17 protein-coding genes and 1 pseudogene are annotated in these 20821 nt (G+C 67.5%); 10 read left to right on the forward strand and 8 right to left on the reverse strand.

Translation table 11 applies throughout. The features are described from left to right. Positions 1-495: 495 nt before the first annotated feature. The 6 genes from MUK52_RS04500 to MUK52_RS04525 all read right to left on the reverse strand — a co-directional run bounded on the left by MUK52_RS04500 (position 496) and on the right by MUK52_RS04525 (position 6887). A complete protein-coding gene (locus MUK52_RS04500) occupies positions 496-1896 on the reverse strand; it encodes a glutamate ligase domain-containing protein (RefSeq protein WP_284574763.1) in 1401 nt (466 codons plus the stop codon). After that, positions 1893-2693 carry a phosphocholine cytidylyltransferase family protein gene (locus MUK52_RS04505; protein WP_284574764.1) on the reverse strand — a complete coding sequence of 267 codons (801 nt, stop codon included), beginning with the start codon at positions 2691-2693 and terminating at the stop codon, positions 1893-1895. The genes MUK52_RS04500 and MUK52_RS04505 overlap by 4 nt, the downstream gene beginning before the upstream one ends. A gap of 24 nt (positions 2694-2717) precedes the next feature. Next, positions 2718-3380 carry a gamma-glutamyl-gamma-aminobutyrate hydrolase family protein gene (locus MUK52_RS04510; RefSeq protein WP_162793162.1) on the reverse strand — a complete coding sequence of 221 codons (663 nt, stop codon included), beginning with the start codon at positions 3378-3380 and terminating at the stop codon, positions 2718-2720. Continuing rightward, complete coding sequence (locus MUK52_RS04515) at positions 3377-6322, reverse strand: PEP-utilizing enzyme (RefSeq protein ID WP_284574767.1); 2946 nt, start codon at positions 6320-6322, stop codon at positions 3377-3379. The genes MUK52_RS04510 and MUK52_RS04515 overlap by 4 nt, the downstream gene beginning before the upstream one ends. A gap of 69 nt (positions 6323-6391) precedes the next feature. Continuing rightward, the gene (locus MUK52_RS04520) at positions 6392-6769 is read right to left on the reverse strand and encodes a hypothetical protein (RefSeq protein WP_284574768.1); all 378 of its coding nucleotides are present in this window, start codon (positions 6767-6769) and stop codon (positions 6392-6394) included. Next, positions 6741-6887: a hypothetical protein gene (locus tag MUK52_RS04525; protein WP_284574769.1), complete on the reverse strand. Its 147-nt coding sequence runs from the start codon at positions 6885-6887 to the stop codon at positions 6741-6743. Before MUK52_RS04525 ends, MUK52_RS04520 begins: the two co-directional genes overlap by 29 nt. A gap of 233 nt (positions 6888-7120) precedes the next feature. Here MUK52_RS04525 and MUK52_RS04530 point away from each other — a divergent pair, with 233 nt between their 5' ends. Then, positions 7121-7366 carry a hypothetical protein gene (locus tag MUK52_RS04530; RefSeq protein ID WP_114055094.1) on the forward strand — a complete coding sequence of 82 codons (246 nt, stop codon included), beginning with the start codon at positions 7121-7123 and terminating at the stop codon, positions 7364-7366. A 540-nt stretch (positions 7367-7906) separates the two neighbouring features. Here MUK52_RS04530 and MUK52_RS04535 read toward each other — a convergent pair. After that, positions 7907-8191: a hypothetical protein gene (locus MUK52_RS04535; RefSeq protein WP_284574770.1), complete on the reverse strand. Its 285-nt coding sequence runs from the start codon at positions 8189-8191 to the stop codon at positions 7907-7909. 600 nt (positions 8192-8791) lie between these two features. On the opposite strand from MUK52_RS04535, the gene MUK52_RS04540 reads away from it, so the two are divergent. The 8 genes from MUK52_RS04540 to MUK52_RS04575 all read left to right on the forward strand — a co-directional run bounded on the left by MUK52_RS04540 (position 8792) and on the right by MUK52_RS04575 (position 19495). Continuing rightward, entirely contained in the window at positions 8792-9586 is a 795-nt protein-coding gene (locus tag MUK52_RS04540) for a hypothetical protein (RefSeq protein ID WP_284574771.1), read from the forward strand. Positions 9587-9701: 115 nt separating this feature from the next. Beyond that, the gene (locus MUK52_RS04545; RefSeq protein WP_114058595.1) at positions 9702-10109 is read left to right on the forward strand and encodes a hypothetical protein; all 408 of its coding nucleotides are present in this window, start codon (positions 9702-9704) and stop codon (positions 10107-10109) included. After that, on the forward strand, positions 10106-11206 hold the full coding sequence (locus MUK52_RS04550) for a hypothetical protein (protein ID WP_284574772.1): 1101 nt from the start codon (positions 10106-10108) through the stop codon (positions 11204-11206). Before MUK52_RS04545 ends, MUK52_RS04550 begins: the two co-directional genes overlap by 4 nt. A gap of 286 nt (positions 11207-11492) precedes the next feature. Next, positions 11493-12143 (forward strand): topoisomerase C-terminal repeat-containing protein, encoded by a 651-nt coding sequence (locus MUK52_RS04555; protein ID WP_246042468.1) that lies wholly within the window; start codon positions 11493-11495, stop codon positions 12141-12143. Positions 12144-12666: 523 nt separating this feature from the next. Continuing rightward, on the forward strand, positions 12667-13566 hold the full coding sequence (locus tag MUK52_RS04560) for a hypothetical protein (protein WP_284574773.1): 900 nt from the start codon (positions 12667-12669) through the stop codon (positions 13564-13566). Positions 13567-13611: 45 nt separating this feature from the next. Beyond that, the gene (locus MUK52_RS04565; RefSeq protein ID WP_284574776.1) at positions 13612-15912 is read left to right on the forward strand and encodes a hypothetical protein; all 2301 of its coding nucleotides are present in this window, start codon (positions 13612-13614) and stop codon (positions 15910-15912) included. 44 nt (positions 15913-15956) lie between these two features. Next, positions 15957-17786 carry a hypothetical protein gene (locus tag MUK52_RS04570; protein ID WP_284574779.1) on the forward strand — a complete coding sequence of 610 codons (1830 nt, stop codon included), beginning with the start codon at positions 15957-15959 and terminating at the stop codon, positions 17784-17786. 17 nt (positions 17787-17803) lie between these two features. Further along, entirely contained in the window at positions 17804-19495 is a 1692-nt protein-coding gene (locus tag MUK52_RS04575; RefSeq protein ID WP_284574781.1) for a hypothetical protein, read from the forward strand. Between the two features lie 197 nt (positions 19496-19692). Here MUK52_RS04575 and MUK52_RS04580 read toward each other — a convergent pair whose 3' ends face one another. Continuing rightward, entirely contained in the window at positions 19693-20142 is a 450-nt protein-coding gene (locus MUK52_RS04580; RefSeq protein ID WP_284574783.1) for a hypothetical protein, read from the reverse strand. A 407-nt stretch (positions 20143-20549) separates the two neighbouring features. On the opposite strand from MUK52_RS04580, the pseudogene MUK52_RS04585 reads away from it, so the two are divergent. Then, positions 20550-20789 (forward strand): annotated as a pseudogene (locus MUK52_RS04585) (tyrosine-type recombinase/integrase); the annotation flags it as partial. Positions 20790-20821 lie beyond the last annotated feature (32 nt).

Here is a 20821-nt window from a genome sequence, read left to right on the forward strand (position 1 = left end):
GCCGGGATGCCAGGTGAAGTGGGATCGGGTTCGCTCTGCTTTGGTTGCGTGTTGGAGAAGGTTGCGGCCCTCGACAAGCCTCAGGGGCTCCTGGCAGGTCGGCGACATGGTGTTGAGGATCGTTGCCCGGCATACGGCTTTCAGCCGTGACGCGGCAGAGGGTGTCATGGCAGCGGTTGCCTGACCCACTGCGGTCAGGCAGTGTCCGGCTGAGGGTGGAGCACTGCCGGGAGACAGGCGTGCGGACATGACATGGACGGTCTGCGGTCCGTTGCAACCCTCGGCTTCGTCGATGGCCAGGAGCGTTGTCTCTGCGAGGGAGAGGTTCAGGCCGGCTGCCAGACGTTGGGCTGCGCTGTAGGGGTTCTCGTGGGTCCGAATTCTGCTGTGGGGTAGGTCCCCGGGGCGGGGGCCGCCCTGCGTGAGCAGGACGGCCCCTTCGCGCGTAGTGACCAGCAGGGCGGTGAAGCGTGCCGGTCGGTGGCGGGTGGACATCTACTCTCCGGCTTCCTGTGCGGGACTGCCGAGGGCGTTGACGGCCTGCCGGTGCAGCGTGGCGAATTCGGCTGCATTGGCGTCGTAGCCGGCGGTGGCGATGACGAGGCCCTTCGCACCACCTCCCCGGATTGGCAGGTTCATGTCATTCTGGATGGCGTGTGCGACGGTTCCCGAGCGGCGAAGCAACGCGGTAAGCCGGACATCAGCGTCCGGGTCCTCCCCTCCCGGGGCCGCGTTGTCGCCGACAGGCAGGACCCATACCGCGTCTGCCCCGGACAGCGCTTCCGGCCAGGCGGTCAGGTCACGCTTGTTGCGGCGTCCCCAAGGGGCCACCGCGATGACGAGGGTCCGGTCGGGGTGGGCCTGGCGGAGTGCCTGGATGAGGGCACGGACCTGGTCCGGCTGACGTGCGTTGTCGTCCACGACGACCAGTCGCTCGTCCGAGTGCACGACGCTCATGCGCCGTCCCGGCAGACGGAAGTCAGCCAGTCCGGCGGCAATGTCGCTCGTCTGGAGCCCGAGGTGCAGCGCGGAGACGATGCCGCAGGCTGCGCCGGGAATCAGATGTGGTCCGGGAGCGGGGACGGTCCACGTTCCGGCATCGCGCCCGCCATGGGTGAGCCGGAAGGTGGAGTCCTTGGTGTCCTGCCGCAGAACGTGAACCTGCCACGGACCGCCGGCCCCGATCACCTCGATCTGCCCGGCAGTTCCGGCAGCGGCGAGGTGGGGGGACATCAGGCCTGCCACCTCGGAGGGCATGACGATCAGGCCGGGAGGAGTGGGTCCTTCGGTGAGAAACCTGGTCATGCTCCGCTCGAACCCGGCCGTTCCGGCGCCGAGATCGTCCTCGTGGTTCTGCACCATGTTCAGGGCGATCACGATCTCAGGGGTCAGTGCGCTGTAGGCACTGCGGTACTCGCAGGCTTCGACCACGGCCCATTCCCCGGTCGTGAGTTCTCCGCCGCACAGCAGCCCCGGCACGTCGGCTCCGATGTAGGCGGAGGGGGCGATACTGGACAGGATGCGGTGAACCATGGCTGCGGCAGTGGACTTGCCCAGCGATCCGGCGACGGCCAGGATGCGCTTGCGGTGCTCGGAGAACAGGTGCTGGACGAATTCCAGCCGCCCCATCTGGTGGATGGGGGCAGCCGTGTTCACGGGCACAGCCGCACTGGAGACGAGCAGGTCGACGTCACGGGGCATGTGATTGACGCCGAGAGCCACCGGTACGCCGTGGGCGGTGAAGATGTCAGTGCGGTGGTTGGGCACCAGGTCGTCGCCGGTCACTCGCATGCCGGCGGCCAAGGCCAGGGAGGCGGCAGGGGCGATTCCCTTGCCACCGAGACCGCTGAAGTGCACAGCCGTCGGGAGTGTGGTGCTGGGGAGGGTGTTCGTCATCGGTTGTCGCCGTCCTTTTCGGTGGTGCCGAGTGCGCAGATGGCGGCCAGGCGCCCAAGGCGGTGCAGTTCCTCGTAGCGGTCCTTGTCCTCGGGGGTGTCGACCTCCAGCCAGCCGCCGCGGACAGGCACGGTGTGAGCTGTTCCGCCGGCGTTCAGCCAGGCGCTGAGGAGAGTGGTGGTGTCCCAGTGCTCGGCTGCACTGTCGGCGTCGAGGGCCTCGCGGTAGAAGGAGATGAGCTGTCGGGCGCCGTCCGGGTCCAGACGCAGGAGTCCCATGAACTGCGCATGCACCTCGTGCAGGCCACGAGGGGCGCCGCCGATGTCCAGCAACCTTCCGTTGGCGTCGAGGATGAGGCGTTCCGCGTCGGCAAGGGGATCCGCCATGCGCTCGCTCCACACATCGAGCCAGGCGGTGTTGACTGGCAGGGTCAGCGGAGCGCGCGGGGCGCTCAGCAGAGTGGTCACGACGCGAGGCTCAACAACGATGTCGCTGTAGGAGATGACAGCGCCGTCCTCCAGCAGGCCCGCGTCTGCGGCCACCAGGAGGCTGGCGGCCATGTTGGTGTGGGCCCACCGGGGGCTGTGCAGGGTCCGGCAGCCGGGAGCAGCCTTGTTGATGAGGTCCGACTGGTAGCCGGTGACGATGGTGATGTCACTCAGCCCCGCGGCACGGAGGGCGTTGAGAAGCCGGGTCAGCATGGGGATACCGGCCAGCGGCACGAGGGATTTGGGGCGCTGGTCGGTGAGCGGACCGAGACGTGAACCGCGGCCGGCCGCGAGGATGATGGTGCGCATTTGCGGGTGCTCCTTTGTCTGGGATCAGTGGGACGGATTCGTGGAGTGGTTGAGGATGAAGGTGAGGGCATCAGCGGCGGGACCTGCGGGAAACTCTCGCTCGGGGTGCCACATCAGTCCCCACCAGGGCAGGTCACGGTGGGCGAACGCCTCGACGGTGTCGTCCTCCGCCAGGGCGAGGGGGCGCAGTTGTTCGGGCAGACCATCGGCTGGGATGGCCCAGCGGTGGTGGGAGGCGACAGTGAACTGCTCGGGCCACGGCCAGGGGGCGTCACCTGTGCTTCGGACGTGGTGGCGGGTACCGGAGTGGCCGTGCTGTCCGTCCACGAGCCGGGCACCGAAGCGGTGGGCGATGGATTGAGCACCACGGCAGATGCCGATGACTGGTGTCCGCAGTTCCTCCGCCTGCTCAAGGAGCCACGTTTCGACGCGGTCTCGTTCAGGAGCCACGTCGTTCGGGTCCGGGACGGACGGCAGATCGTTGCCGCCGGTGAGGATCACAGCCGCCAGGGGCAGGCCCCGCAGTGTGCGCTGAGCGAGGGGGAGATTGTTCGGTACGGCCAGGAGGCGTCGGTTGCTGACCGCTTCCAGGGCGTACCACTGGCGGTCCAGGTAGTCGCCTTCTTCGGATCGGTGCGGGTAGGGGACGTGGCGCTGTGTGATCGCGATCCATCCAGGTTCCTTCACCGGATCACCTCCAGTCGGCGTGCGTCGCAGTCGACGACCAGGCGGTCGGCGACTGCGCAGGCGGCATGGGACTGGGGGCCGGCTCCGATGGCTGCCGGGATGCCGAGTTCTGCGCACCGGATGGCCATGTGGCTGTTGGCCCCGCCGTATGCGGTCACCAGTGCTCCCGGCCGGTGAGCGAAGATCCAGTCGTAGCCGGGGTCGGCGGATTCGATGACGATGATGCTGCCGGACTCCGGCGGGCTGGCCGGTGCGGGAGCAGCGTGCACACGTCCGTCCACGCGTCCGGTGCCGATGAAGTTCGTGCGCCCCGATCCCCGGCGGAAGCAGTGCAGGTCGCCGGTGTCGGTGATGACCTCGGGCAGTTCCACCTGCGCCTCCGCGGCCCCAATGGCCCGACGGCGAAGTACGGTCGCAGGCCAGGTGTCCGAGGGTGTGGTCAGGAGGTCGGCGATGGTGAGGTGGGTGATGTCGTCGCGGCTCAGGCCAGCGGTTCCACCCAGCGTCGCGATGGTTTCCAGTGAGGCGCTGACCCATGCCGCGTAGACGGCCTTGCCGTGTTCGCGGGCGGTTATGGCTTTGCGGAAGAAGTCCTCCGCACCGTCCGCATCGATCCCCAGGGGCTCCAGTACGCCGGAGACCTGGTGGCTGAGCTCTGGGGACCACGGAGCGCCGCAAAGAGGTTCGACGTGGTAGACCTGGTCCAGCAGAGGGCGGAGGTAGCCTTCCGGGTCCTGCCCATAACTGGGGACCGTGAGGTCGTAGGTACCGGGTCGGATCCATCGGTTCCGGTCGACGAACGTCTCCCAGCTCAGGCGACCTGCGGCAACCTCGGCGGCGTCGCGCTGCATGTGCGTGGTGACGGTCCCGAGACCACGCATCCAGTCGTCGTAGCGGTCGGCCTGCCCCGCCTCGCGCAGCGAGCGCAGCAGGTCGACGGCTACGAAGCCGGCGCGGGCGAGATGAGCGAAGACCTGGCCCGCGCGGCGCGTCCGTTCGAGGGTGGCCTCGAGGCGGCTGGGGTGGGTGTCCTTCTCCGTCGGCAGACCCAGCTGGGCGAGATCGTTCATGTCGCCCGTCAGCCGGGCGATGCCGGTCCGCGTGATGCGCAGGAGATGGTCGTGCAGGTTGTCGAGGGTCGTCTGGCCGACTCCCGACTGTGTGAGGTAGGAGGTGCGCTGGCTCAGATCGGGCGTCCAGCAGGTGGCCGCGATCTCGAATTCGATCTTGTCGTGCGAGTCCGGGTCCTGGCTCAGTCGCGCGATCTGTGCCTGGAGCACCTCGCGCGCCTGCTTCTCACTGAGGTCGGCCGGCAGGAAGGAGGCCAACGACGCGCGCACGTCGATGTAGGGGTGTCCGGCCAGGGTGTGCATGAGCGGGACACCACGCAGATCGCGGTACCCGTACTCCTTTCGCTGGCGTGCCCATGACAAATCAGTGATGAAGTGGCGGTAGAGCGAGATGGAGAGCGGGCGAGGTCGCCGGCCCAGCATCTCGGCAGGGTTCCAGTCCGCCATACAGGACAGGGCGGGCCGGTCTCCGAGCAGACGGTTGTCCGAGATGCTCATGTCCTCGACTGTCCGCCGGGCTGCCGACAGGATGGCGGTAATCTGGGCGTCGTCAGTCGTCCGGCCCCGCCCCGCGGCAAGCGGCCTGACCTGCAGCAGGTGCACGCCGTCTTCGGTGATCGCCAGTTCGGTGTCGAGGCGGTTCGTCCCTGCCGCATCCTCCGTCTGGGCCGCTGCCCCCAAAACGCGGGCGGCGAAGTCCGGCAGGCCGTGAGCGGACGGGTTCTCCAGAACACGCCCCAGGCTGTCCCGGTGGACGTACCAGGTGTCGACGTGGTCTCCGGTGCCGCTGGTGACCGTGTCCGTGCGCCCTGAGGTGCTGTCGAGCGCCGCCACGCAGTAGGGCGCTCCGGACACTGTGCGGGTGGTCACCACTGCGGCGGCGAGCACCGGCTGCAGAAAGCGCTGGACGAGCACCTTGTTGGCGGCGTCGGGGGCCGGGTAGGAGGCGAACACCTTGGTGATCGCCTGGGCCAGAAGCGTGTCACCGCCACCGGTCACAGGCACACTGTCGTATTCGCCGGCGGCCGAGCGCTCCCAGGAGTCTTCGGCAACGGCGCAGCTGCGGACGATCACGGGCGAGGTGCCGTAGACGCGGCGGATGTCGCGGAGTGCGGCTGCCCGGTTGTCTTGCCACGCCGTCCAGGTGAGCGTGTGGCCACGGTCGACATGCACTTCCGGCAAGACGGGAGCAAGTCTGCGCAGCGACACGTCCTTCCCTCCGAGCAGGAGCCGTGCCCGCTGGTCGCCGTCGTTCAGGGGCACCAGTCCGTGCTCACGTCCGTGGAACGGAACGTGATGCTCCTCGATGAGGTGTCGGACAGTCTCGATCATGGTTGCCTTGGCGCGCGGCGGGCAGTTGACGATGCAGGCGGCGTGGGCGCGCAGAGCAAGATGTCCGAAGCTGTAGGCGGCTCCCTCGTCGGCCTCCTTGCCCGTCCACACCCTGATTCCCTGGTCGTCAAGGAGGGCACGGCTGCACTCGGCGGTGGGCAGTGCCCTCAGCTGGCACCACAGCACGGAGGCGAAGGCGGTACGGTCCGGCAGCGACCGGAGATCGGTGTCCGTGTCCGTGTCCTGGAGTTCGACGACCGTGACACGGGTGCCCACAAGTTCGGTCAGGACCGAGGCGAGACGGTCGTTGTCGGACCACGGTCCCGCCGTCCTCGCCGGTCGGGGAAGTATCACGGCCACCTGCTTGGCCGGCGGGAAGCCGGTAGTGGCGTCCTTCGCAGAAGAGTTGTGGTCGTGCAGGGCGCCGGCGGGCGCCGCAGCCGGACCGGTCCGGCGGGCCGGCGGGCCGATCTGCGTGGTCTTACCCGTGTTGTCGGCCCCGCTGAACGCGACCGACAACTTCGTGGACTCGTGATTCATCAGGTTTCTCCTCCTACTGCGCGGGCAGCACAAAGCGCTGCCGTTACATGGGTGTTCAGGGAAAGGGGTTCAAGTGCGGGATCCGGCCTGGTCGCGGCCAACCCCGATGGGTACAACACAAAGCCAGACGGGCCGTTTTGCCATGCGCCCGCTACCGAATCCGACGGCTTCGAAATGCGCACCGCGGCCGTACAGGGCCTCGAACTTCACCGAACCGACTGCTGCCAGGTTCTGGCCGAGAACTGTCTGGGCCGCGCCGACGATTGGCCCCGCTGTCCGTTGTTCGGAGCGTTCGGCCTGAGTTTTTCTCCTCGGATACAGCAAAGCGCCCGGATCGACGACGTCGTCCGAGCGCAGTTGGCTGATCGGGCTGAGATTGAGTTGTCCGCCATGTCCCCATCCGGATCGGCTTCGCCGATCAGATGATCTTCTCTTCCAGTGCTTCACCCGAATCAGCTGCGCTGATCGAATGCGCCGTCATTCCGAGCCCCGGATCGGCTTCGCCGATCAACTTCACTTGACCTGCGCCAAGGCGCATCGGCAAAGGGTTCTGATGCGTCATCATGTCGGCACGGCACGTCATCAAGACCCGACGAGTTCCGGGACAGCTACGCTGACCGAATACCTCGTCACTCCGAACTCCGGATCGGCTTCGCCGATCAAAATCACGCTCCTCGCGAGCAACCGACCGCTCCCGACCAGACCACGGCGCGACGCCCCCCAGCCCGGCAACGGGGTTGGACGGCCGGCGGGTGCTGAACGAAATCGTGTGGAAGCCGCGGACGGGGTCGGCGTGACGTGTCGGCACGGTACGCGCCCTGGAGGACCATCTACACCCGTTTCCGCAGGTGGGTGCTGGACCGGACGTTCACGCGAATGCCGCCCGCCCAGGCCATGAGGGACGCGATCGGTGACGGCTGGCTGGTGTCGGTCGACTCCACGGTCCCGCGGGCCCACCAGCATGCCGTGGGCGCCCGTGAAGAGGGGCAGGGCGGCGCGACGAAATGCGTGATCACGCCCTTGGACGCTCCCCAGGCGCACTGACCACGAAAGTCCACCTGCCCTGCGACGGCAGCGGCCGGCCTCTCGGCTTCGTCTTCACCGGCGGCAACGCCGACTGAACCCTCTTCGAGAAGGTCATGGACACCGTCAAGGTCCGCCGGGCCGGCGGACAAGAGCCACAGCTCCCGGCAGCCGTCACCATCCCGCAGACGTTCACGGCTTGAAGACTTGTACGTGTCCGAGATCCGTGATCTCGACCCCGCGGAGCGTTGCGGTGATGAACCGGAACACCAGGGCCATTGCGAAGACGAGGAATGACGGACGGCATGACACCGGGCCGGCGGATCAGGGTGAAAGAGCGCCGCGGCACCGGGCGGCGCGGCAGGTGTCCCGCCCGCCCCGAACCAGGGCGTTCACCCAGCCGGGCCGGCCGGGGTCGATCGGGACCGGTGCTGCTCGCCTGTCGCCGGGGCGGTGACGTTGGCGATCACGGGTGCTGTGCCTTCCGGGTCGGTCGGGTATGCGGCGGCCGGCCCGGGAGCGCCTGGGCGAAACCGGCGGCGGCCGAGGTGGTCGCGGCACTCATGCGTCGGCTTTCGTTCGCTGGGCGATCTCTTCGTCGAGTAGGTACGCCTCGCCCCACGGGTTCGGCTCCTCGACGGGACGGCCGTGCCTGATGTCGCGCAGCCGTTCGCGGCGGCGGTCCTGGACGTAGCCGCGGCAGAGCAGGGCGTCGTGCTGGGAGGTGGGCCAGTTCGAGGCGGTCGCGCACCACCCGCAGTGCGGCGTCCGGGTCAGGCTGCGCCGGATGGCGAGGGCGAGCAGAGTGGCCACGCAGCCGAGCAGCGCGCCGATCGCGAGCACCATGTCGTGTCTCCGTCCGTCGTGGTGGTGTTGGCGGTGCGGAAGACGCCGGCGGCGGCATCTGCGCTCGTGTCGAATGTGAGGTCCTCGGGTGCCTCGTGGACCTTGCGGTTCGCGGTGGTGGCAACTCACCACCGGGATGGGTTCACAGCCTCGGTGCTGACCGGTTGGGGCCGGCGCTTGCTGCGCCCTGGCGGGTCGTACCCCAGGCAACGCCAAGGCCTGGGTGGTGCGCGCCGTGCATTGCCCGGCGCTCTCCCAGGGAGCCGACCGCAGCAGGTCGAGGCGATCTGGACTGCGAGGCACGGCCGTTCCTTGCACCAGGCTGCGCCTTGCTTTCGCAGAGCCCTCCGGATCAACTCTGTTGATCCCCAAGCGCCAGACGGGCCCGCAGCCACTCTGCGCAACCGAGTCCCGCTCTGTGCAGCCTCTACAACCCCTATCGCGCGACATTCCGACTCACCACAGACCACGATTGAATGGTCACTCGAATAAGATACCCTCAGAGACCAGTGGATCCAATCAGACTGGTCGGCAACAGGGGATGCGAGGCGAGAAGAGATGAGGACCTGGAGGACGAGGAAGGTTGGACTCTCCACTGCGGTGCTGGCTGCGGGCGCTGTGCTCGCCGGGTGCTCCAGCGGCAACGGCGGAACGGCCAAGGAGGCGCAGCCGTCGCTTGTACCAAGCCCGACCGCGAGCACAGCCCAGGTCGCCGACACGGCTCTCGGCAAGGCGCTGGACAAGCTCGCCTTCCAGGGCGCCGGAAGCTCCGGAAAGAACAGCGGAGCTTGCCTGGGTAGCGCGGTGCGGAAGGCGGGAGTGTCGGAGAAGGCGCTGGCCTACATCATCAAGGCCGACAGCGACGACATGGGCACGGTCATCGGCGGACTGAGCAAGGTGAGCGAGGACGACGCCGCTCTGCTGGCCTCGCGGTCGCTGCGCGAGGCCTTCGACGGATGCGTCAGCGAGGCCGTACTTCCGAACAGCGGTAGCCCCAAGGCCCAGAGCTACACGCCGCCGGAGGCAGCCGCGAAGCCAGTGGTGGGCAAGCCGAACCCGACGCCCGCCTACCCAGTCCGCGCGGATCAGCCGGTCAGCTCTTCCATCGAGCTCACCAAGGGCCTGGTCTCGATGTTCTCCTCCTACGCCCGTGACGAGAGCCAGAAGAAGACCTACGCGGCGGCCGGCCAGTGCCTGGCGACCTCGGTGTACAAGGCAGGCTTCAGCCAGGAGACGCTGCACTTCCTCGCCGGTGGTGCGCCGCTCGGCACCGGGTCGATCGTCGACCACGTGCCGAACGACAAAGACAAGGCGATCTGGCAATCCCCGAGGTTCACCCAGGAGCTTGTCGACTGCACCGCGAACGCGACGCCGACTCCCCAGTCCGAACCCTGAGCGGGCACCAATCAGACTGGCCCACCTGAAACCAAAAGAGTGGCAGATGTCTTATCCACCAGCGCCGATAGGGCGACTTCACGGATTGGCGAGGCAAGGCATGGAGAAGCCGCAGATGACTGCCGCACACGAGTTGGACAAGACGACGCAACCTCTGCGCGGCGCGAGGAAAAAGCCGTCGGGCGGGACACAGGGCAGCAGCGGTGGCCGCCAGGGCATGTTCGTCCGGCTGAGCTCGGACGAGAAGCAGCGCGCGGAGTACTGGGCCGACAAGCGCGGGTTCTCCTCGGTGAGCGAGTACGTGGCCGAGGCGGTGGTCGAGAAGATCCGGCGCGAGAACCTCGACTATGACCTGCCGACCCTGGAGATCGCGCGGCTCAATGAGCTCGTCGATCAGGTCGCGGCGCTGGCGAGGAACTCGGCGAACCTCGAACGCGTCGTCACCACGGGCTTCGACTCGCTGATCGGGCTCACCCGCGGCGACAACTACCTGCTCGACGAGGAGGACGGTGAGCTCGTATGAGCCGGGACTTCGCAGAGATGCTGGAGGCGGCCACGCCCACCGACGAGGTGATGGATGTGGACACGTCCTTCCTCGACGCCTACCGGCGGGGTGGAAGCGAGGAGTTGAAGCGCGTCCAGGCTCAGGCCGCACGGCCTGGGCCTGCGGCGCCAACACCCGAGCCGGAGGTGCGGTTCGATGAGACCGGGGCCACCGACTCTCAACTCGGGGTCGAAGGTCCGCGGGCTGACCTCGACGGGGAAGCCGGAACGGATCGCCCGAACCTGGAGCAGGACCGCGAGCCCGACGTCGGCAACCCCGAACGCGCCGGCAGATCCCATCAGCGCGGTGGCGCCGGCGGCGGGCAGAACACCGCTGACGGGCTGCTCCCGGGCGGTGTGCCGGCGGGCCCTGCGGCCGGCGACATCGCCCCACCGGACGAGCCCGAGCAGGTGGGGCCGGGATCGCCGCAGTTCACCGGTGATCGGCGCGCCGCGCAGAGCGCGCCCTCGAAGAGGGGCTCGGGCAGCACAGCCGAGACCGCCACGCTCCCCCAGTCGGGCTTCCGGCTCGTCGGCATGCAGAGCCAGCCGCACATCAAGGCGCTGCCCGAGAGCGTCATGAACGCGCTCCGGGAGCAGCTGCGAGCAGCCGCGGTCCGTGAGCTGGGCGTGAGCGACAGCGCCGCTCGGGAGTTCAGCCGGCGGCTGAGCCAGGGCACGCTGGTGATGGCGTTCCTGTTGGCACAGCTCGACCTGCGCCTTGATGCCGATCCCGCCACCGAGCGCGCCGTGGAACTGTTCCGCTCCCGCGACCCGCTGCTGGGCAGCGTGTTGACACGGTTGATGAGCATCGAGGCTGTCGAACGCGAGCGGGACGGGCTGTTGCGCAAGGTGCGCGACGAGCTGGACGAGGTGCGCCAGACCAGCGCGGTGATCGAGCAGGCGCTCGCATACTCCATCGCCGACCGCACGGAGAACTTCCTGCGGGGCTCGCACAACCTTCATGACGCGCCGATCACACACAAGGAGGCGATCCATCTCCGGGACATGGCCCGTGAGGCGACCAGGAAGCAGTCGAGGCTCGAACGCGAGCGGGAAGGGCGGCCGATCCGATGACCGCGAGGAGCAAGGAGAAGCCCTCTTCCGTCCGTCAGCGCGGCAGGGCGTGGGGTTGTCAGGTCTCTGTGTCCAGGACCCGGGTGTGCGGGCATGGCCGCGCCGGCCTCGCGCCCCGAGGTCCGGGTCCGGGTCCGGGTCCGAAGGTTCCCTCGTCGCTGGACGAAGTCGAGCGCAAGTACGGCAAGGCCGGGCTGGGCCCCAGCGACAAGGCGAAGTACCCGCTGACGACCGAGAAGGGCCGGAAGCTCAGGCCGGCGCAGGCCGGCGAAATGAGCTCGCCACGATGACGAAGAACGCATCAACCATGCGCGCCGAGCTGGGCCTGGAAGACCAGCTCGGCGCCGCCCGCGCCGAGGGCGTGTGGCAGGCCGCTCCAGGTGGCCCGAAGAGGGTCGTCTTCAAGAAGGTCTGGTCGGGCCACGAGTTCAGCGATGACGAGGTGGCAAAGCTGCTCGCGGGCGAAACGATCTCGTTCGAGGCGAGGTCGAAGGAGAACAAGCCCTTCCCGGCCACCGGTGCGCTCGGCGTGGGCACCTTCAGGGGTCGCAAGTTCGTCGGGTTCCGGCTGGAGGTGCCGGACAAGCCGACGAAGTGGTCTGGCCGGACGTTCACGCCGGCGGAGGTCGCGGCGCTGCTGGCGGGCCAAGCGCTGGAAATCGACGACTTCGTCAGCGCGCGGACTCGCAAGACCTTCGGTTGCAAGGTCACCTGGGACGCGCAGGCCAGGAAGATCATCCCTGATTTCGGCTCCGACGACGAGCCACCGCGGTCCTGGTGCCAGGTGACCTTCACCGATGCGCAGCGCAAGGACCTGGCGGCCGGTAAGACCATCCAGGGCACGGGTTTCGTCTCGGCCAAGGGCAAGACCTTCGACGCCCGCATCTCGTGGAAGAAACAGGGCGGCAAGAAGAAGATCGTCCCGTCGTTCGGTTGATGGCGGCCGGGTAGTGCCGCGTGGGAGCGGGTCCCGGACCTCGGGGCCCGCTCCCGCTGCTGCCATTTCACGACAGGAGGCGTCCGGTCGTGTCCGGTCCAGTCCGGTCCGGTCCGGTCCGGTCCGGTCAAGGAGACGCTGTGCGGCGCCGGGCACGCCCCCCTCGGCACTCTGAGCCGGCAGTCCTCGACGGGATGTCGGTTCGTCAGGAAGGCCTCGACCCGTACGGCTCCGCCGATGCGTTGGCCGTGCTCGGCCTGGGCGACGACGTTCCGCGCTTCGCGGCGGAAGCGATGGACTGAGCGCCACCGCTTCCGCGGTGCGGCTGATCCGTCAGCCGTTCAAACAACACTCGATGACTCGGACCCGCCAGTCAGACTCGACCCAAACAGCCATCCGACTCCCTTTCACTCTCGTTTCGAATGACTCGCCTAAGATAGGATGCCATTCGCGCGCCTCACATATGAAGGCTTCTCGACAGGTCGAGCAATGGCCATTGCGGTGGCAGGGGGATGGGAGATTCATGGCGAAGCTGTCCTACAAGGTGCCAAGCTCGCTGAACAGGAGCTTTCTGGATCACGAGATCACGCTCAGCAAGGGCGGCTGGGCGGCGAAGCCCTCCCCGATCAAGCAACTGCTCTTCTTCGGTGGCGGCATCCTCGCCCTGTTGTGGTTCAGCACGTCGACGTTCGTCGCGAGCTCGGGCCCAGTCGCCATCACGTTCTTCGTCCTCTGGGGACTGGCGGCGATCGCCTACTTCGGCGGCCTGATGAAGACGAAGGAACTGCGCATCATGCGGGTGCCCGCCTTCCTCGCCTACCTGCCCCGCAAGGCCCGCCACGTCTTCACCCGTCGCAGCTCGAACCCCACGGACTTCTACTCGATCGTCGGCATCGACGGGATCCACGAGGACGGGCTGATCCGTTTCTCCGACGGCGGCGAAGGCCGGGTCTACCTGGTCGTCGGCTCAGCGAGCTATCTGCTCTTCGACGAGGACCGGATCGGGATCCTCGACCGGGTCGACTCCTTCTGGCGCAAGGTCGAGACGACGTGCGAGCACAGCTTCATCACGACGAAGGAGCCGCAGCGGATCTACCACCAGGTGGCGAACCTGGAGCGGCGCAACCAGGCCCTTCAGCTCCGTGACCCCGATCTGATCGAGCTGCAGAACGAGCAGTACGACATCCTCACGCAGCACGTGGGCGGCAAGTTCCCCTCGATCCACCAGTACCTGCTGCTCAAGGGCAAGAACACCGACGCACTGCGCAAGGGACACCAAGTCCTCCAGGCCGAGGTCGGCGGCTCCACCCTCATGATCAAGGAAGCCACGATGCTCGACCGCGAGGAGGTCGAGACGATGCTGCGGGTCTTCTACCAGGGCATCGACGACGAACTGCGCGATCTCAAGACGTCGCTGAACTGACAGCGCCAGGCCGACCCACACGACGAGGAACGAACGAAGGACACCATGGCGCTGATGACGAAAGTCCGGGCACAGCTCGGCGTCCCGGGAAAGAAGCCTGACGAGACGAATGAGAGCCGGGAGCTTCCGGTCGGTGATCTGCCCGCGGACGACACTGCTCAGGATGAGGGCGTGCAGACCACTGCGGCAGCCCACGGCGTGGCCGACGAAACCGCCGAGCCGAAGAAGAACTGGTGGCAGCGCCGCCGTGAGGTGAAGCACCTCCAGGGTGCATTCGACGCCTATCCGCATCTGCTCGCGCTGAAGCCCAAGGAGAAGTACCTCTTCCGCTCCGACTACTTCGAGGTCGACGGCTCGGTCGCCTGCATCCTGGCGTACTTCCACGACGACGCCGCGCACGACAACTTCGCCGCCTTCTGGGGCATCGATCGGATCCCGGACGGTCTGGACGAGCGGGTCACCGCGGTCGTGCTTGAGCAGGTCAAGCGGATGGACGACAAGTGGATCGACTCCTATACGAAACAGTCCGAGAAGCTGGAACGGCTCGATGCCAACGAGCAGGAGGAGACGGGCACAACCTCCTCCAGGCGCAAGGCCGCGAAGATCTCCGGTGACCTCGGGGTCACGATCGGAGAGCTCCAAGACGGCGCGAGCTACCTCTCGGTGCACAACCGGCTCTTTCTCAAGGCACCGGATCTGGCGACCCTGGACGACACGATCGACCGGGTCACGCGCCTGTACATCGACCGCTTCGGCACGCTGAAGGCTGCGCCCTACGCCGGCGAACAGCGCCAGGAGCTCTCGGGCCTCTGGAAGAACAACGAGAAGAAGAAGGGCAAGGGCTTCCACTTCACCTCGACCGAGCTGGCCGGCTCGTACTCACTGGTGACCAACGGCCTCAACGACAAGGGCGGCGAGTACGTCGGCTACATGGTCGGCGACGTCAACAACAGCGCCGTGCTCATGGACGTGAACGCCTACGCCCACCACGTGATCGTCGCCGACGCCACCCTCAGCGAGTACCTCGACCGCCAGCGGGTGGCCAACATGTGGTGCTCGAAGATCTCGCAAGCGACGCTGCTGAACAACGGCCAGGTCGTCCACCTCGTCCTTGACGGGGCGAACCTCGACAAGCTCGGCCCGAGGTTCGAGCGGCTCACCTCGCGCGTGGACCTGAACCAGGGTGACGTGAACATGTTCGAAATGTTCGGCGAGGAGGAGGACGAGCTGACGGTCTTCTCCGCTCAGATGGAGAAGCTCAAGCTGATGTTCGAGCAGCTCTACGAGAGCACCGACGGTGCCGTCGGCTCGATCATCCGCAGCGCCCTCGAAGACACGGCCACGGACTTCTACATCGAGCAGGGCATGTGGCGGCACAACGCCAAGGAGCAGCGCAACCGCCTGCGCGTGGTGAACATCCCGCACACCCAGGTGCCGCGTCTTCAGATGTTCGTCTCCTACCTGGCGACCGCGCACAAGGCGCTGTTGAACTCCAGCAAGACCGACCCGGACCAGCTGCGCGCCTACAACGTGCTCAGAGGCATCGCCAACGCGATGCTGAGCACCAATGGCGACCTGTTCAACAACCACACGGCCTCGGCCGTGGACGGGGTCCGGGATTCGCGGCGCGTGGTCTACGACTTCTCGCGGCTCATGCGCCGCGGCAAGGGCGTGGCGATGGCGCAGCTGGTGAACATCGTCGGCTTCGCCGTCGGCAAGCTGGGAATCGGCGACACAGTGATCATCCACGGCACCGAGCACATCGACGACCGGGTGAAGAAGTACCTCAAGGACCAGTTCGACCACATGCACGAACGCGGCGGCCGGGTGGTCTACAGCTACAACGACGTCGACAGGATGCTGGCCGACAGCGACTTCAACAAGTTCGACGCTGCGGACTACACGCTCTTCGGCCCGATGCGCGACAAAACGGTGGCGGAGTACCAGAAGCAGTTGCACCAGCGGATCCCGCCGGATCTCGCCCGACTCATCACGACCAAGGACGAGAACCTCACGTACCTGCGCCGGGGCGTCTCCAATGTGGTCTTCCACCTGGATCTGGCACTGGGGATCAACCCCTACCGCGAGGCCCAACGCAGGCAGGTCCGGCTGGAGGCGGCCAAGGCCGAAGAGACGGCGCGGATGGACTCGATCATGCACGACAAGCCGACGCCGGGCGCGAACCTCACCAGCATCCGGAAGCACAGCGAGGGCGACGGCGGTGGGGCCGACGCGGGCCAGGCTGACGCGGTCAAGCGCAGCGACGGCAAGCGCCTGCAGCGGCCCGAGGACAAGACAAGGCGACCGGCAACAAGGCCCAGGCCCAAGAAGCTGGAAAAGACATGAGCGAGGTCGGCACTGAGACGAGGACGAGGAGCAGAGGAGAGAGCATGAACCGGACGATCACGGCGGTGGCGAGGCTGCGTGCCCGGGCCGGCCACAGCGTGGGTGCAGTCCGCCCGGGCAGGCCCGCGCGCGGGCTCGCCCTCATGCTCCTGGCGGCGCTGCTCGTGCCGGTGTTCATGATGGCGACGTCTTCGCCGGCGTCTGCGGACGACAAGAAGGAGCGCGACAACTACAGCCTCTACCAGCTGGCCTCGAACGCGAGCTCGTACTTCAGCGAGAAGAACTCGCCGCAGAACGACAAGGGCATGCACGAGAACTGGAAGCCGGTCACGTCCAGCCCGGCCTCGGGCGGTTCCATTCTCGGCTACGCCGACCCGGAGTTCAGCCTGGGCAACATCGTGGGCTGGTTCTTCGCCGAGGTGTCGGGCTCCTCGCAGACCGTCACCTACGAGACCCTGGCCGCGAAGGATGACAAGGGCAACGCCAAGTACGCGGGCATGCTCGACTACGCGCACTTCGGGGCGGCCAACAACGATCTCGGCCTGGACACGATGTCCTCGGGCATCGGCGGCCAGATCGTGAGCGTGATCGGGGGGTCGATCATCTGGGTCCTCTACGCCCTGGCGCTGGCGGTCGGCACGCTGTTCTACGTCATCATCCAGTTCCTGAAACTCGTCAACCTCTTCCTGTGGTTCTACAACGCGGTCGCGGCGGTGAATCCGACTTTTGCCGAGGGCATGACGGGAGGCGCTACCGGAGGCGGCGCCCTCGCGGGTCTGCAGCACTGGATCAGCGGCTGGTACGGCTTGCTCGTCGACATCTCGTGGCAGGCGCTCGTGCCGATCTTCATCGGCTTCCTGCTCATCGGCCTGGTCATGTTCAAGAAGATGGACCGAGGCTCGGCGATCAAGAAGCTCGTCGTGCGCGTCGTCTTCATCGGCGTCGGCCTGCCGCTCGTCGGGTCGATGTACTCCAGTGTGCTCGGAAAGTTCGACGACTCCGTTCTCGGTCAACACGCCGGCCCGACGCGCGTCGTGCTGAGCACTTACGTCGACTTCGAGGCGTGGATGATGAACGACCGCCTGGGGATTCCGGACCAGGCCACTGTTTCCTGGGACGATGGCCAGGCCAGCCCGGACGCGATGATGTCTGTGCGCACGAGTGCGCTGGCGATCAACAAGCAGTCCCACGGGGCGACGTTCAACGGCATCAACATCGGGACGAAGGCCAAAGACGCCGAGTCGGCTTGGAAGGACGGCACCGTCTCCGTCGACGGAGGCCGTGCCTCGGACGACTTCAAAGCGGTGTTCTCGACCTTCGGGATCATCGGCAAGTACATCGCGAGCAACGAGATCGCAGCCTCCGACTTCGAGTCGGGGATCAAGACCTCGATCACGCAACTGGACGAGAGCCCGGATGCCAAGAAGCGCTGGTTCGTCGACAAGAAAAGCTACGGCGACGTACAGGAGTTCGGTGAGGAAAACGGGCCGAAGCCGGTCGATCACCCGGTGATCTCGACCGACGGCACGGGCTTGACCTCCTCTCGTCCCGGCCAGGATTCGACGGTCTTCACCACGACGGGGACGAAGGCTGGCTGTGGCTTCACGGTGGGCAGGACACCCTCCTCATGCAACCTGTCTCCCCTGGCGGCGTACAACTACCTCAACACCGGGTTCAACCCCGGCTCACTGGCCATGTACTCATCGAACAACGCCACCAGCGGGTTCACCCGCGAGAACCACATGGCCGTCAGCCAGGTGGGCACGGGGCCGGCGAAGTTCATGTACTGGAGCAACGCGGCCACGGTCCTGGGCTCCATCGTCCTGCTCGGCTTCTGGTACGCCATCGGCATGCTGGCCGGGGCGATCAAGTGATCGTGTACTCCACGGCAATGATCATGGAAGTCCTCGTCACGCTGTTCGTCTACCAGTTCGTCTCGGAATTCCTGATCTCGGTCCCGGACATCATGGCCGGCCCCGTGTCGAGCTTCATGAGCCCGGGTGGCCTGTGGGGCAGCCCCACGCTCGGCGGGATCATCGTGGTGGTCCTGACCCTGATCTCCTCGCTGGTGATCATGGGCATCACCTTCGCCCTGCTACGGGTGCGCAAGACTGTGCTGCAGGCGATGGACGAGGTGGTCACCAAGCTCGTGGACAAGTTCCTCGAGACGAACAGCACGCCGAAGCCGGACAAGGGCGGGCTGATGCCGTCTCTGGCCGCGGGTGTGGGGTCTGGCGCGGGAATGGCCATGGGGAACAAGCTCGCCAACGGGTTCGACAGCAAGACCAGCGGTCCGGCGTCCCCGAGCGGGGGCAAGCCCACGGGCAAGACGGCGTCGACGAACGCCGGCGGCACGAACGGGGGCGCCACGGAGTTGACGTCCGGTAAGCAGCAGCTGGCCCTCGAGGGCGGCGGGCACGAGGGTCCGGATGGACCGGACAGTCCGGTGCTGGATGGTGGTCCTGGTGGTAGTGGCTCCGGCGGCGGCAGTGACGGCGTCAAGGCTCTGCCGGGCGGCACCGGTCCCGCCGGCGGTCTGGGCACGCCCGGTCGCGACGGACAGGCCGACAAGGGTGGTCCGCTGCAGCTGACGAGTGGCGGAGCGGGCAGCTCGCGCTCGGACAAGCAGACGGCGCAGGGTCTGAGCGCCCAGGGTGGCCTGTCGAACCTCGGGTACACCGCGGACGGCCACAAGGTCATCCAAGGTGAGGTACTTTCCTCGTCGACGGACCCGTCGAGTTCTCGTGGTGGTGCTCAGGGCGAGAGCGGCGCCAACGGCGCTGGTTCTGTCCCGACCAGCGGAGCCCGTGGGGCTGTCGCCGGTCAGACGGGACCGACGCAGTTCGGCACGGGCTCCCAGGGTGCGCAGAGCCAACAGGACGGCAACCAGCAGGCTGCACCGCAGCGCTTCGGCGGCGACGCCGTGCCAGCCCCGGCTCCTGCTCCGGCTCCGACGCGGCCGGGTGCGCCCAGCGCGCGTCCGACCCAGTTCGGCGCGGGCTCCCAGGGTGCGCAGAGCCAACAGGACGGCAACCAGCAGGCTGCACCGCAGCGCTTCGGCGGCGACGCCGTGCCAGCCCCGGCTCCTGCTCCGGCTCCGACGCGGCCGGGTGCGCCGAGCGCGCGTCCCAAGGGCTCCGCTCAGAGCACCCCTGCCCCGGCTCGGGCCCAGACCCCCATCCGGCCGCCGGCACGGCAGGAGCAGGCCGAGGCGCAGACGAACAGTGACCGGCTGCTGCCCGTGGACAACGCCCGCCGCGACGGCTCCTCGGCTCCGAGGCAGCCAGGGGCCGGTGCTCCGGCTGCGGGTCGGGCTCCGGCTGCGCCTGGTGCGCGGACTCCGGGTCGGACACAGGCAGCGCGTCAGCCGGGTTCGATCCAGACGTCGACGCCGCGCCCGATGCCTGCCCCGTCGGGGCGTGCTCCCCGGCCGCCGGCTCCTGCACCGGCTCCTTCGCCGCAGCAGGCTCCGGTTCCACGTCCGCACCGCATGGCCGATCCGGCCCCCCGGAGCGTGGAGACCCCGGAGCCGCAGCAGCGGCCGGCCGTTGGCCCCCGCCGGGGCCGGCGCGAGGAGGACTGATCCTCCGATCGAGGGCGAGCGTGGAGGCCTGACGCACCCGGTGAGATCGATCAACCTCACCGGGTGCGTCGTCCATACCGGGCGCCGCAGCTTCAGGAGGAGACGTCAGAGGCTTGGCCAGCCGAGGAAGGACAGAACCCCGTGGACGCGATGCCCACGGGGTTCAGTGCTGCTCGCCGGCCGGCGGGACGTCGAAGCTACTTGGCACACTTGGTCTTGAAGCCGTCCAACAGTGCCTTGCCGGCATCGGAGTCGTCACGCACGTACACGCTGCCGCCGATGCTGATCGAGGTGCTGCTCGTCGAGATTGACTCGCTGCCGGTCCGCTTGTTGCGGCTGTCGTCTCCGGCGACCGTCCAGATGATCTGGGTCTGATCCTTGGTGAACTCGCCGGCGCTGGTCACGCCCGGCTTCTCGTAGACACCATCGCAGCCGTACTCATGATGCGAGACGCTGTTGCCCTTGACGACCAACTGGCCGAGGTCGGACGTGCCGTTGACGTCCTTGACGTAGTAGGTGCCGTCGAACTTGCCGGCGCTGTCGCTGCTTCCGCCGCAGGCGGTGAGTATGAGTGAGCCCGCGGCCAGGGCCGCGACGGACACGGCAATCCCGGCCCGCGTCCTACGTGCAGTCCTGGTGATCCTCATGGCGTTTCCCTTCGTTCGTTATGGCAGTCGATTCGAGACGGACAGGCCAGTCAAAATAACCTATGGATAGGGGCTTTTGGCGGACCGGGACCGTTTGTCAGGTGCCTTCTCGGAGGTTGTCGGGCCGATGCCCGGTCAGCGCCCTTGCGGCCTGGGCCTGATGGGTCGCGTGTTCGCCGTCCTGGACGCGCCACTGCTGACGCTGCACCGGCGGGGCGTCTGCCCCGCTCCGGACACCGCGGCCCCGCCCTGCCCGTGCCGGAGAACCTCACCGATCTGCTGTCCGGCGCCGTGGGGGCCGTCATGGACAGCACGGCAGCCACCGACGCCGCCGAGCAGAGTGCCGCCGCACGGCTGAGCCGCGCCCTGCGTGCCGCCGCCTACCGCGAGCGGACCGAGGAGCCTTTGGACCGCGCGGCGGACGCATCTCCACCGCGGTCCTGCGCGACGCCACGCGCTGGGACGACGTCGTCACCGAGCTCGGCTTCGAGCACCTCCGGCGGCACGACCTCCGCCACACCGGACTGACATGGTTCGCCGACGCCGGCGTCCCGCTGCACGTACTACGCAAGATCGCCGGACACGGCTCGCTCATGGTGCTCCGTGCACCTCGTTCACTGCCACTCACGACAATGACCGCCGTCTGAACTGATCAGACCGACTGGATCACCAACCGGCC

Origin of the sequence: Streptomyces sp. 2P-4, from assembly GCF_030167965.1 — a bacterium.
Lineage (GTDB): Bacteria > Actinomycetota > Actinomycetes > Streptomycetales > Streptomycetaceae > Streptomyces > Streptomyces globosus_A.